Here is a 13,661-nt window from a genome sequence, read left to right as displayed (position 1 = left end):
AACTTTTTTGGAAGCTTATATAATTTTCATTTGAATACAATAATTCGGTTTTAGCTACGTTTTCAAGTGCTTAAAACAAAAAATCCCTTTCATTAAGAAAGGGATTTTAAGGGTTTAAAAAGAATTTTGGTCAGCTTTGCCGTTGCATTATGAATTGATTGCAATTCCAGTTCGAGTTTTCATTAGCGGAATAACTCGTGACTGTGATAAAGCTAATTTTTCCATTAATAATCGTGCTGTAATAAAACATACAGTCGATTCAGCGCCTTGATTTAAATTGATATTTTCTTTTTCAAGTCCGTCATAACCACCGCCACTTACAGGATTGTACATAATTTGGTTTAAATGATTTTTGCCTAAAAACCAGTTAAACGCCGCTTTCATTTTCTTTTTGTAGTGCGGTGTTTTAAACGCGTCATAAAAACTATTTAATGTTTGAATTGTATAGGTAACATCAATTGGTTGTTCGCCGTATTGACTTGGTTCTGAACCTTTATGATGCCAACTTTGATTTGAAATTGCTTTAAAATTGCCATTTACAAATGTTTTAGAAATTAAGAAATCCAATGAGTCTAAAGCTACTTTTTTGTAAATAGGTTTATTGGTAATTAAATAAGCGTAAAGCATTGATTCTGGAAGAACTCCATTTCCGTACGTTAAATAATTTTCAAACCATTGCCAGTCTTCAGAAGCTGTATCCTCATAATTAGCCAATAATTTTGCATTTAACTTATTGATGATAGCCGCAACGTACAAATTAGGAATTGCAGTGTGATATAAATACAAACCTTTTGTTGCGAAGCCAATAGATCGTGGTGATTGAATAGTCTCTGCCCATTTTAAAGAGTTCAATAAACATTTTGTTGCTTTTTTAGTAATAGCTTCAGGAAGAATATCTGAAAGAGAAACTACTGTTCCGAGCGCCCAGATTGCTCTTGCATTTGAATCTTCTAAATTAACCTCGGCATTTTGTTCAATATGCTCACGGTTTTCCTGATCTACATAATTGATGAAATCGCCTTTTGGTTTTTGACAACGTTGAATAAAATCTAAATAGATTAAAATATAAGCTAAATCATCTTTATCTTGAGTTAATCTATAATGCATACAAAAAGCAATTAATGCTCTAGCATTATCATCTAAAGTATATCCTGAATCTAAATCCGGAATAGAAATTTTACTGAATTGAATAATTCCAAGTTCTGTGGTCAATTTTTTGATATGATTTAATTGAATTGCCGGATAACTGTGTTTGATTTCTGACGGATTTTCAATTAATTTTTTATAGGTATTAATATGTGTAATGGCGGCGTTTTCCCAAGAAGATGCGCGCATTTTAGTAAACGATTGGATCCCCATTTCGTGTCGTAAATTTTCGTCAGAAATTAGTTTAATTGCTGCTTCTGCAAATTGATCAACATTTCCAATATCAACTAATATTCCTGAATCTGACGTTAAGACTTCTTTTGTATGCGGAATTTTTGAAGCTACAATTGGACAAGCGCAACTCATCGCATAAGCAAAAGTGCCGCTTACTGCCTGATTTGGATCTTTAGAAGTAAACATATAAATATCGGTTGCTTTCAGATATTCTAAAAGTGCATCCGTATCTAAATATTGATTCACAAAACGAACGTTATTTTCTAGTTTTAAATCTGCAACAATTCCTTCCAGTTTATCACGGTAAGCATCAACGCCATCTTTAATTAAATTTGGGTGTGTTTTACCAATAATTAAATACAAGGCATTTGGTGCTTTTTCAATAATTTTTGGAAGCGCCTGTAAACCAGTTTCGATATTTTTTCCTTCGCCCAAAAGTCCGAAAGTTGAAAGCACTAATCGATCCGCAATATTTAATTTTTCTTTTGCCTGAGCTGGAGTTTCATAAACAACAATGTGAGTTCCGTGTGGTACGCAAGTGATTATTTTTTCGTCGATTTCATAATCGTTGATCAAAATTTCTTTTGATTTGTTTGTCATCACAAAAACCGAATTACTGTAACTCAATAATAATTTTACGAACGTTTTCAATTCATTATTTGGAGTAGGGATTACGCTGTGAAAGGTAAAAGTCACCGGCTTTTTGATCGCATTTAAAAAGTCTAAAAGATAATCTCCATAATTTCCTGAAAACAAACCAAATTCATGCTGAATATGAACTAGTTTCACAGTTTCATCATTATTGATTTCTTCTGCAACTTTAGCATATTCTTCTCTGTTTTTTGTGTTTAAAGTAAATGCTTGTGTAGGTTTTTCTTTTGGCTTATCGACAAGTTCACAAATTTCGCATTTGATCGATTTACCGTAAACATCTGTGATTCCTTTGATGGTATCCTGTGTATAAGTTGCTATGCCACATTGCGTTGGCGGGAAAGTAGATAAAAAAACTATTTTGGATTTATTGGATATCGTCTTCATGGGAATTCTGTTTTAATTCAGTTAATAAGTCGTTGAGGTTCAATGAAGCCACCGCAATTTTGTCATCGGCGGCACCGTAATAAATATAAAGAAGGTCATCAAAAATGGCAGTTCCGGTGGGGAAGACCACATAATTTACATAACCGTGTCTTTCATAATGTTCTGAAGGCGTAATAATTGGTTTTGTTAATCGTGACAGTACTTTTGAGGGATCTTTTAAATCCAATAAAGCGGCGCATGCATGATAAACAAGACCCTTTTCACGTTTTTCGGCAGCGTGATAAATTAACAACCAACCGTCTTCAGTTTCAATGGGCGGGGCACCTGGACCAATATGACTGGTTTCATGTTCATATTTTGGTTCCAGAATAATATGGTCTGGTAAGTTTTTGATGTAGTCTTTCCAAAATTCAACCGTCAGATCGGTTTTTTTTTCAAAAGAAAATATTTGAATCGAAGGAAATAATCTATGTAAAGCTATGAATTTTCCGTCAATTTTTTTAGGAAAAAGAACTACATTTTTATCCCAGACATATAAATTTTCTTTCATTGTTTCTGTCAGCGGATAATTTCTTGCTGTATTGAAAGCTAATATTTTTGCAATGCTTGGAATTTGTAAGTGTTTGCGTATCAGATTTGTAAATTCGTTTAAAATAAATTTAGGAGTAATGATTCCTTTCTTTTTAAAAGAAGTCAAATCTTTTGATGTTGCCAAAGCACCACACGCATTGATTCCGTCATATGTAACATAGGTCATGTAGAATTTATCGTCAATTTTTACAACTCTTGGATCTTCAACACCATGAATTTCATAAATGTATTCGGGAACAAAAAAAGGTTCTGTATGGCGTTCTACTAAATTTTTTGGGCCTTCAAATCGACAATAGCCTATAGTTGAAAAATTTCCTCTTTTTGCAGCTCTATAAAACATATGAACGTTGTTGCCATCTTGATAAATAGCCGGATTTAGAACACCAAGTTCTTCAAAAGCTCGTTCTGTTTTCTCTAAAATGACACCATGTTTTACAGCGGTTAAGCTTTTTGAAGCTACAATTTCCATACTTTTTCAATTTTCATCTAAAATTACTTTAGAAACAGAGGGACAATTGATCCAATCGATCAAAAAAATAACTCAATCACTTATAAATGGGAATTTTGTAAAGACAAAAATTGAATTATAAAACATTGCTCCAGTGTTTTCATTTTTAGCTTATTATGTCTATAAAAAAACTTCTAAAGTTCATATGAAAAGAAATAAGAAGTGACTTTTGCAAAAGATTAAAGCGAGTATTAAAAGGAATGTTTCAAGTAAAAAAGATGCCTTATGTCACATTGGACAGTAAGTTTTGTTTTTCTGACAGTTATTGCCGGAATATTTGGTTTTGGAGGAATTGAGAGCGGATTCGAGGGTATTGCGCAATTGTTTTTCTTTATTTTTTTTATATTGACTACTATTACTGTAATAATAGGACGAATAACAATATCGCATTAAATGAAAAACGCGAAATCAAAATAGTTGGTTTCGCGTTTTTTTTATTTTTTAAAATCAGCTTCGAAGTGATTGATATTTTTTATGAATAAATGCAATTGGAATTCCGATACAAAATATCAAAATTATAATAGATAAGAATAATGGAAAATCCAAATGTTTTTCAGGAAGCACTGGAAACACTACAGGAAGTACAACTAAATTCATAATGATCCAGACAAATATGCCATAAATTACTCCAGAGAGCAATGTATTTTTTTTCAGAAATGAAAAATATGGAAAAACGGTAAAATAAAACCAAGCAAAAGTAAAAGCAATAAAATAATGAAGTAAAAGGCCGTAAAGTGCCATTTGAGCGCCTCCGCTATACGCTTCTTTTTTAAAGATACCACTAGCAATTGACTGTAAAATTTTAATTCCGGTTGTTTTGTTTAGAATACCTGCATAAATGGTAATTGCTGCAACAATGTCTAATGTTCCGGCAATTAATCCAGCTATAAAAATAGCGCCACTTTTTGATTTCATATTAATAGGTTTTTGGTTGATTTTGAAGCTTTAAATTATACTTTGGTCAGTGTTTTTAGAATAGAATTTAATTGATAAGTATGTCGCTGTGTGTGAACAAGTGCAAAATGAATCCATTCAAAAATGGTGAAATTTTCAAAACTAGGAACGTTAAAATCCAGGCAAGTCAAGGTTAGATCATATTTTTCTGCAGATTCAATCAATTCAGATTCTATTTTTATTAAAGATAAAGTTAATGAATTTTTGCTGTACTCTTTTTTCTCTGGTATTAGAAAATCTGGTGCGTTCATTTTAGTTGTAAAATCAAGAAAAAGAGCATCCAATTGTAATACATTATCATCGTATTTCCGAATAGTTTTTTGTGTTTTTCCTGCAAATAATTCAGGAAAACCCGAGCATGCAAGAATAATATGCTGTGCCGTTTGTCCCGCGGTCCAGCTTCCTTGATAAGGAATTTGGTTCAGTTCTTCTTCCGAAAAAGAAGAAAGTATTTCATTCAGTTTTTTGAATGTTTCTACAATGTTTTTTTGAACTTCTGCCTTCATAATTTTAATTTTTAAATTACAGATGTGATCCACCAGACATTTCCAAACGGATCTGTAACACCGCAGGTTCTGCCATAATCTTGATCACTTAATCCCATTAAACTTGTTGCACCATTTTCTAATGCTTTTTTATAGGTTTCATCGGCATTTGGAACATAAACAAATAGGTGTGAAGTTTGTTTTGCCCAATCCGTAATTTCGTCTGTAATCATAATAGTGCTTCCGCCTAAGGTAATTTCAGCATGCATGATTGTTCCGTCTTCGCGGACAGATTTTGTGTTGGTTTCACTTGCGCCAAAAACGGTTTTTGTAAAATCTATGAATTTTGATGCGCCTCTTAAAATCAAATAAGGCATTATCGTTTGATGTTCAGCAGGAATATTCATTTTTTGATATTTTAAAAATTAGGATTTTAAAATTACAAATTTTTAAGGTATTATTTTGTAAATCAATAAATTATGATTTACGGAAGAACTTCGCAATGAAAACCATACGAATGAAGAAGCGCAATTATTTGTCTATTTGAAATTGATGAGGCATGAATCCGCAAAATTTTATCGCAATCTTCTAAATCAAAATTGATTATGCTATCTGGGAAATGCTCAAGAAGTTTCCCAACAATCAAAATAGATTGCTCGACTTCCTGAACATTTGTTTTGAAAACCTCGATCATGATTTCAAAGTTTATAACGCTATGTTTTTGTAGCGTTCTATTTTATGATAGTAGATATAAGAGATTGCCAGAATCAGCAAAATAATTAAAGGGAAAAAGCTTTGAAAATTAAATCCGTCAACAGCAAAATGACTGATTGAAGCAAAGATAAAATCAAATCCAAATCCGGCATAAGCCCATTCTTTTACATTTTTTGGAACTTGCGGAATAACTAACGCTAAAACTCCCAATATTTTGAAAACAACTAATGCATTCCCAAAATACTCCGGATAACCTAGATGTCTGATTCCTTCTTTTGCTAATTCTGTCTGTGAAGTCAACGCGGGCATTACGCCTTCAAATAAAAAGATTAAAATTGTTGTTGTCCAAAAAATAATTTTTGCTTTTTTCATGTGGTTTTGTTTTTAAATAGTTATTAGTTAATGTATTACAAATGTAGTGTTCTTAATTTTTTGATGGAATATATTTTTAAGACTATTTTAGGGTCATTTGGGACAAGATTTATTTTAATTGTTAGTTGTTAATTGTTAGTTGTTAGTTGTTAGTTGTTAGTTGTTAGTTGTTAGTTTGTGGACTTATCATACGATTGTCATCCTGAGCGGAGTCGAAGGAGCGCATAGTGGCTCCACAAACTAAATCGACAATCTTTGTAGAGCTACTTGTGGAGATCCCTCGTTCCTCGGGATGACAAGATTGTGTGTAGAATCTGCAAGAAACAAAAAACTTTGCGTCCTTTGCGTAAACCCTTGCGTTCTTTGTGGTTAAGTCAAAACTAAAAAACGCCATGAAACCCAAAGGTCTCACAGCGTTTTCATCTCAAAAAATAAATAATTAACGGGTATTGGGTATTATTTCCAGCCTCCGCCTAAAGCGCGGTACAAATCTGTGTTAGCTGTAAGTTGTTGTCTTTTAATATCAGCAAGTTCTAGTTCGCTTTGCAATAAATTTGCCTGCGCGGTTAAAACTTCAAGATATTCTGCCATACCATTTTTGAATAAAAGGTTGGCATTTTTAATCGCTTGCTGTAAGGTTTTTACTTTTTCTCTCAGAAAAGTTTCCTGTTGTTGTAATTTCTCTACTTTAACCAAAGCATCAGAAACCTCACTTACGGCAACCAAAACAGATTGTCTAAAAGCTAAAACTGCTTTTTCTCTTTCCGCGACAGCGATATTATATTGCGTTTTTAGTTTTTTATTATTCAAAAGTGGTTGGGTTAAACCTCCCGCAACAGTTCCGAATAAAGAAGCTGGAATGTTGAACCAATTACTGGTTTCGAAAGAGTTTACGCCACCTTGAGCAGTGATTCTTAAAGCTGGATATAAATCGGCTTTTGTGATTCCTACGTTTGCGTTTGCCACTTTTAGCGCTAATTCAGCACTTTTCACATCTGGTCTTCTGCTTACTAATGAAGAAGGAATTCCGATTGCGTTATTGTTTTTAACTTCAATAGCGCTTAAACGAATTGTTCTTTCTTTGGAATCAGGAAACGAACCTGTCAAAACACTCAAAGCATTTTCCTGAATCGAAATGTTTTGTTCCAATAACGGAATTAATTGCGCTGAGTTTAATTTCTGCGCTTCCGATTGTTGAATTGCCAATGAAGTTACCTGACCAGCATCGTATTTTAATTTGATAATATTAGTTGTACTATCATTTAAACGAAGATTTTGTCTGGCAATATCCAATTGCGCATCCAGCATCAAAAGATTGTAATATCCTCTAGAAACATTAGCAACAATATTCGTCTGCAAAGCTTTCTTAACTTCAGCAGATTGTAAATATCCTGCGAAAGCGCCTTTTTTCTGATTTCTGATTTTTCCCCAAATATCCGCTTCCCAAGAAAGCGAAGCTCCAGCAGAATAATCATCAATATGTTTCGCTCCAATTGCTTGGTTTAAGTTTAATCCTGTAAAACTATTGTCAGACGGATTACTTGTGCTTGCGTTTACAAATAAATTAACCTGAGGCACATTTCCCCATTTTGACTGTGTAAAACGGTATTGTGCAATTTCGATGTTCTTTTCGGCAATCTGCAAATCGTTGTTTCTCGCAACGGCGCTGTCGATCAATTTGATAATATCTTTTTCGGTAAAGAAGTTTTTCCACTCCACATCGGCAATACTTGTTGTATCACTCGAAACTGATGCATTCCTGAAATTCTCAGGAAATGCATCTTTTGGAGTTTCAATATCCTTCGACACTTTACAGGATATTAAGGTCGTGATCAGAATGGCGAAGACCACGATTTTTGCTATATGATTTTTCATTTAGTTTTTTATTAAAATTTTTTATCCGTTGGGTGTATTTTTTAAACACATAGAAACATAGTTTTTTGAGAATTTAAAAAAAGGCGTTTCACTTATTTTAAATACACATAGTTTTCTATGTGTTGAAACTAGTTTCTTTTATTCTCTTTTTTCGAAATAAGAAATCTATGTTTCTATGTGTTAAAATATTTTTTTTCAACAGATTATATTTCTGTACAAGTATCTTTTCTAGTTTCTAGATCTTTTGAGATTCTGTACGATATATATCCGATGCCAAATATGATGGCTACAAGTATGGTTGTGATATAGTTTTCCATTTATTATTTTTCTTCTTCGTTATGAATTACGGCAACTGGTTTTCCAGAAACCCTTTCTTGTAAATGCTGGAAGATGATGAATAAAACAGGGATGATGAACAAACCTAGAATTACTCCTGAAATCATACCTCCGGCGGCACCAATACTAATAGAGTGGTTACCTTGAGCTGATGGTCCTGTGGCACTCATCATTGGTATTAAACCAACAATAAAGGCAAGTGACGTCATGATAATTGGTCGCAAACGTAATTTGGCTGCATCGATTGAAGCTCGAATTAACGCTTGTCCCGATTTTCGTTTCTGGACGGCAAATTCGACGATCAGAATGGCATTTTTGGCGAGCAGACCAATTAACATTACTAATGCAACTTGTACATAAATGTTATTTTCAATGCCAGTTAAACCAATAGCTACGAATACTCCAAAAATACCTGCAGGGATTGATAAGATTACTGCCAAAGGCAAAATGTAACTTTCGTACTGTGCAGCAAGTAGGAAATAAACGAATATCAAACACAGTAAGAATATAGTTGCAGATTGTCCTCCAGATGAAATCTCCTCACGCGTTTGGCCCGAGAATTCAAACCCGTAACCTGCAGGTAATTGTTGTGCTGCTACTTCTTCAATTGCTTTAATGGCATCTCCTGAACTAAATCCTGGTTTCGGAATGGCATTAATAGAAATTGAGTTAAATAAATTGTATCGTGAAGCGGTTTCAGAACCATAAATACGAGTCAGTTTTACTAAAGTATTTATTGGTACCATTTCGCCCGTTTTGTTTTTTACAAAAACTCTGTCAATTGCTGTTGGATCGGCTCTGTCTTCGATATCAGCCTGAACAACTACTCGGTAATATTTACCAAATCGGTTAAAATCAGATGCTTGTGCGCTACCGAAATATGCCTGCATCGTTTGTAAAATGTCTTTTACATTTACGCCTAACTGATTTGCTTTTTCGTCGTTAACTTCCAATTGCAATTGTGGATAATCGGCTTTGAAAGAAGTAAAGGCAACTGCAATTTCAGGACGTTTCATTAATTCGCCGATAAAATTTTGAGAAATACCACTGAATTTATCCAGTTTTCCTCCTGTTTTATCTTGCAGAACTAAATCTAAAGCCTCAACGTTACTAAATCCAGGAACAGTTGGGAAACTGAATACGAAGAAACTTCCGCCAGAAATAGCTCCCAGTTTGCCACGAACCTGATTCATGATTTCGTCAATATTTTTTACTTCGCCACGCTCTTCGTTTGGTTTAAGCAATACGAAAACTACTGCTGAAGATGGACTTGTAGAATTCGTCAATAAGTTGAAACCTGAAATCGCGGTTACGAATCTTGAAGCGTCTAAACCTCTTAAAGTGTTTTCAGCTTCCGTCATTACTTTTTGAGTTCCGTCTAATGATGTTCCAGATGGCGTATTTACAGCAATCGCGATAAATCCTTGATCTTCTGTCGGGATAAATCCTGCAGGAGTCGTTTTAACCATTACAACAGTTGCTACAACAATCAAAGCTAATCCGCCCATACTCAACCATTTTCTTCTGATTAAGAATTTAAGTCCGCCAACGTAACGATTTGTCAACGATTCAAAACTGCTGTTAAAAGCGGTAAAGAATTTCTCTTTAAATCCTTTTTTTACATAAGGTTCATTGTGATCATGTGCTCCGTGATTATCTTTTAAAAATAATGCCGCAAGCGCCGGACTCAATGTTAAGGCATTTACTGCCGAAATTACAATTGCAATTGCCATCGTAAAGGCAAACTGACGATAGAAAACTCCTGTTGAGCCTTCCATAAAACCAACCGGCAGGAATACAGCAGCCATTACCAGCGTAATCGAGATAATAGCACCCGTTATTTCGTGCATTGCTTCATGGGTTGCGATTTTTGGAGACAAACGTTTGTGCTCCATTTTCGCATGCACCGCTTCGACTACCACAATGGCATCATCGACCACAATACCAATCGCCAGAATTAATGCGAAAAGTGTTAAAAGGTTGATCGAAAATCCGAATAACTGCATGAAGAAGAACGTTCCTAAAATTGCTACAGGTACAGCAATAGCCGGGATTAATGTTGATCTAAAATCTTGCAAGAAGATAAATACCACAATAAATACAAGTATAAAAGCTTCTAGTAAAGTGTGCTCAACTTGTTCAATCGATTGGTCAAGCGATACTTTTGTACTATAGAAAATATTGTGTTTGATGCCTTTAGGAAAATCTTTAGAAGCTTTTTCCATCATTTTGTTAATGGCAATCTGAATATCATTTGAGTTAGATCCAGCTAACTGAATAACCCCAATTACAATTCCTTTTTTACCATTTAAACGCGTTAAACTGTTGTAAGAGTAAGCACCAAGTTCAACTCGTGCTACATCTTTTAAGCGAAGTACTGAGCCATCTGCATTAGATCGTATCGCGATATTTTCGTAATCTTCTGGTTTAGTTAATTTACCTTTGTATTTAATAACGTATTCAAAAACTTCTTTGCTTCGCTCTCCAAATTTACCCGGAGCCGCTTCCAAACTTTTGTCTTGAATCGCGCCCATAACTTCGCTTGGCGTCACTTTATAAGTTGACATTTGTGTTGGATTCAACCAAACACGCATCGAATAATCTTTTACACCACCAAAAATACTGGCAGAACCCACACCCGGAATACGTTTTAGTTCTGGAATAATATTGATTTGTGCATAGTTGGCAACAAACGTCTGATCGTATTTTGATTCATCATCAGTGTACATACCAATTGCCATGATGAAACTGTTTTGTTGTTTCGCCGTAACAATACCTTGTTGTACAACCTCGGCAGGAAGCTGGCTGGTTGCTTGAGCAACTCTGTTTTGTACGTTTACCGCAGCTTGGTCGGCATCAGTTCCTAGTTTAAAGAAAACAGTAATGGCCAAAGTACCGTCGTTACTCGCTGTAGAACTCATGTAAGTCATGTTTTCTACACCATTTATAGATTCTTCGATCGAAGGTGCCACAGAACGTAAAACCGTTTCTGCGTTAGCTCCAGGATATACCGCCGTTACCAAAACCGATGGAGGCGCAATATCAGGAAACTGTTGTAAAGGCAGTTTAGTTAAACCCAATACTCCTAGAATTACCAATAAAATGGAAATTACGGTTGCGAGTACAGGTCTTTGTATAAATATTTTGAACATTTTCTTTTTGAATTATTTTTGATTAGTTACTTGAGCAACTTTAGTTGATTTTTCTGGCTGAATCGCTTGTCCATCCTGAAGTTTGTCAATACCGCTTAACACGATTTGGTCACCCGTTTTTACACCTTCTTTAATTAAATAATTGGTACCGCTTTTACCTACAACTGTAATAGGCATTTTAGTCACTTTGTTGTCTTTACCTACAGTGAAAACAAATACTTTATCCTGCATTTCAACAGTAGCCGCTTGCGGAACTAAAATCGCATCGTCGTGGTTTAATCCTAAACGAATTCTTCCTGTGTTTCCAGAACGTAATGTTCCGTTTGCATTTGGGAAAGTTGCTCTAATCGTGATCGCTCCTGTAGTTTTGTCAAACTGTCCGTCAACCATATCGATTTTTCCGGTTTGAGGATAAGCGTTGTTATCAGCCAAAATCAAAGTAACTGGAGGAAGTTTTTTGATTTTATCACCAAGTGAACTTCCAGCATATTGTGCTTTAAAGTTGATGAAATCTGTTTCGCCTAAAGAGAAATAAGCAAATACTTCATGAACATCAGATAAAGTGGTTAACGCTTCAACATCAGAAGCAGAAACTAAACTTCCTTGTTTTTTAGGCAATCTTCCGATGTAGCCACTAACAGGGGCTGTTACATTCGTATATCCTAAATTAATTTTAGCAGAACCAACCATTGCTTTTGCTTGCTCAATATTTGCAGCAGCAATTTTTTGAGAAGCTTTAGCTGTTTTTAACTGATAATCAGAAACTACTTTGTTCTGAACTAATGGTGTCAATTTATCAACTTCTAAATTAGCGTTGATCAAAGCCGCTTCTGCAGCGTGAAGACTAGCCAAAGCATTGTTTAACTGCTCACGGAATGGACGTTCGTTTATTTTAAATAAAGTCTGTCCTTTACTTACGTAAGAACCTTCGTCAACATAAACTCTTTCTAGGTTTCCGCTTACTTGTGGGCGAATTTCAACGTCAACAGTTCCTTGTATTGCTGCTGGATATTCAGCGTCAGTAGTTGTATTTGCGCTCGTGATGGCCAACACAGGTAAAACCGGCGGAGGTGGAGCAGTAGGTGCCTGATTTTTATCAGCACAGCTGCTTAATACTAATGCCAGAATAAAACTGGTTATAATTACATTTTTCATTTTCATTGTGGTTTTAATTGGTTGAACATTTCTTTTAAAAAATTGTGGTATTCTGAAATTCTCGGGATTCATATTTAATAATATTAAATTTTCTAACGTTGTTAAGTGAGATTGCGCAAATTTCCTTGTTTTAAACTTTTTTCAATTCTTTTTAAATCGGTATTAAATTATTTATCACTGTTAAGTAAAAGAGTAAAAAAACTCGAAATTACTTAGATTAAATTTTCTAACAGTGTTAAGTTATCGTTATAAAAAAAAGGATTTTATATTATCCAATTAAATTATTTACCACTGTTAAGTAAAAATGAAAATTTTTTTATTGTATCGATTTAATGATACCGCCAATGGCGTCTTTCAAAATTTGATTGTTTATACTTTCTAATGCTCCGTTTCTGTTAATAATGTTGATCGCAATCAAACCATGAATAATAGAAAAGAAAGTAAAATACTTTTGTTTAATAATTTCCTGATCCGGATTACTGTCTTTCATGACTTCAGCAATAACTGCTGTAAACATCATATAAGGTGAATCTGAAAGCGAACATTGTTGCGAACAGCAATTCATCTGAACCCCAAACATTACCTGATACATTTCGGTATCTGTAAAGGCAAAATCCCAATAGGCCATCCACATGGCTTCTAATTGTTCTTCAGGTTTTTCAAATTTTGCTTTCGCTTTTTCTAATTCTTTTGCCAGTTTAATAAACCCTTGACCAGTCAATTCGGTCAATATAGCATCTTTATTAGAAAAGTATTCGTAAATAATTGGAGCAGTATATTCAATTCTGTCAGCAATTTTGCGCATACTCAAACCATTCCAGCCGTCTTCTTTCACGATGTCATAAGCAGCCCCAAGAATGTTACTTCTTGTCTCTTCTTTTTGTCTTAAAATTCGATCTTTACTAGCCATTTTGATTAAGTATTAAATTGTTTAACACTGTTAGGCAAATGTATGGCGGTTTTTCTAATTATGAAATATTTTTATCATAATATTTTCTTATTGTTCCATAGATGGATTAGGAAGCCTTGAATTTATTGAGGTTTTCGCTTTTAATGTTTTTTAGAAGCAGGACATTTTTCGTTTTTAAGAACGTTTTGTCC

12 protein-coding genes are annotated in these 13,661 nt (G+C 34.4%); 1 reads left to right on the top strand and 11 read right to left on the bottom strand.

Going from position 1 to position 13,661, the window contains the following annotated elements; all coding sequences use genetic code 11:
• Positions 1-147: 147 nt before the first annotated feature.
• Together RB619_RS13990 and RB619_RS13985 are read right to left on the bottom strand one after the other, a co-directional pair.
• Positions 148-2,418, bottom strand: a complete 2,271-nt coding sequence (locus RB619_RS13990; RefSeq protein WP_308098469.1) for a glycosyltransferase — start codon at positions 2,416-2,418, stop codon at positions 148-150.
• Positions 2,399-3,478: a pesticidal protein Cry7Aa gene (locus tag RB619_RS13985; RefSeq protein ID WP_308098467.1), complete on the bottom strand. Its 1,080-nt coding sequence runs from the start codon at positions 3,476-3,478 to the stop codon at positions 2,399-2,401. The genes RB619_RS13990 and RB619_RS13985 overlap by 20 nt, the downstream gene beginning before the upstream one ends.
• A 264-nt stretch (positions 3,479-3,742) precedes the next feature.
• Here RB619_RS13985 and RB619_RS13980 point away from each other — a divergent pair, with 264 nt between their 5' ends.
• On the top strand, positions 3,743-3,910 hold the full coding sequence (locus RB619_RS13980; RefSeq protein ID WP_308098465.1) for a DUF1328 family protein: 168 nt from the start codon (positions 3,743-3,745) through the stop codon (positions 3,908-3,910).
• A gap of 54 nt (positions 3,911-3,964) precedes the next feature.
• Here the strand turns inward: RB619_RS13980 and RB619_RS13975 are convergent, their stop codons facing one another.
• From RB619_RS13975 to RB619_RS13935, 9 genes are all read right to left on the bottom strand, one after another.
• Positions 3,965-4,432 carry a DUF1440 domain-containing protein gene (locus RB619_RS13975; protein ID WP_308098463.1) on the bottom strand — a complete coding sequence of 156 codons (468 nt, stop codon included), beginning with the start codon at positions 4,430-4,432 and terminating at the stop codon, positions 3,965-3,967.
• Between the two features lie 35 nt (positions 4,433-4,467).
• Positions 4,468-4,977 carry a DinB family protein gene (locus RB619_RS13970; protein ID WP_308098461.1) on the bottom strand — a complete coding sequence of 170 codons (510 nt, stop codon included), beginning with the start codon at positions 4,975-4,977 and terminating at the stop codon, positions 4,468-4,470.
• Between the two features lie 11 nt (positions 4,978-4,988).
• Positions 4,989-5,363, bottom strand: a complete 375-nt coding sequence (locus RB619_RS13965) for a VOC family protein (protein WP_308098459.1) — start codon at positions 5,361-5,363, stop codon at positions 4,989-4,991.
• A 77-nt stretch (positions 5,364-5,440) separates the two neighbouring features.
• Positions 5,441-5,650 (bottom strand): hypothetical protein, encoded by a 210-nt coding sequence (locus RB619_RS13960; RefSeq protein ID WP_308098457.1) that lies wholly within the window; start codon positions 5,648-5,650, stop codon positions 5,441-5,443.
• An 11-nt stretch (positions 5,651-5,661) separates the two neighbouring features.
• A complete protein-coding gene (locus RB619_RS13955; protein WP_308098455.1) occupies positions 5,662-6,042 on the bottom strand; it encodes a DoxX family protein in 381 nt (126 codons plus the stop codon).
• Between the two features lie 456 nt (positions 6,043-6,498).
• Entirely contained in the window at positions 6,499-7,917 is a 1,419-nt protein-coding gene (locus tag RB619_RS13950) for a TolC family protein (RefSeq protein WP_308098453.1), read from the bottom strand.
• Between the two features lie 320 nt (positions 7,918-8,237).
• Positions 8,238-11,405 carry an efflux RND transporter permease subunit gene (locus RB619_RS13945; protein WP_308098451.1) on the bottom strand — a complete coding sequence of 1,056 codons (3,168 nt, stop codon included), beginning with the start codon at positions 11,403-11,405 and terminating at the stop codon, positions 8,238-8,240.
• Between the two features lie 12 nt (positions 11,406-11,417).
• Positions 11,418-12,632 carry an efflux RND transporter periplasmic adaptor subunit gene (locus RB619_RS13940; protein ID WP_308098449.1) on the bottom strand — a complete coding sequence of 405 codons (1,215 nt, stop codon included), beginning with the start codon at positions 12,630-12,632 and terminating at the stop codon, positions 11,418-11,420.
• 244 nt (positions 12,633-12,876) lie between these two features.
• Positions 12,877-13,470, bottom strand: a complete 594-nt coding sequence (locus RB619_RS13935; RefSeq protein WP_308098447.1) for a TetR/AcrR family transcriptional regulator — start codon at positions 13,468-13,470, stop codon at positions 12,877-12,879.
• Between the last annotated feature and the right edge of the window lie 191 nt (positions 13,471-13,661).

Origin of the sequence: Flavobacterium sp. LHD-80 (genome assembly GCF_030929605.1) — a bacterium.
GTDB lineage: Bacteria > Bacteroidota > Bacteroidia > Flavobacteriales > Flavobacteriaceae > Flavobacterium.
Note: the sequence above shows the minus strand (reverse complement) of the source record. Positions and strands in the feature narration are given on the sequence as shown.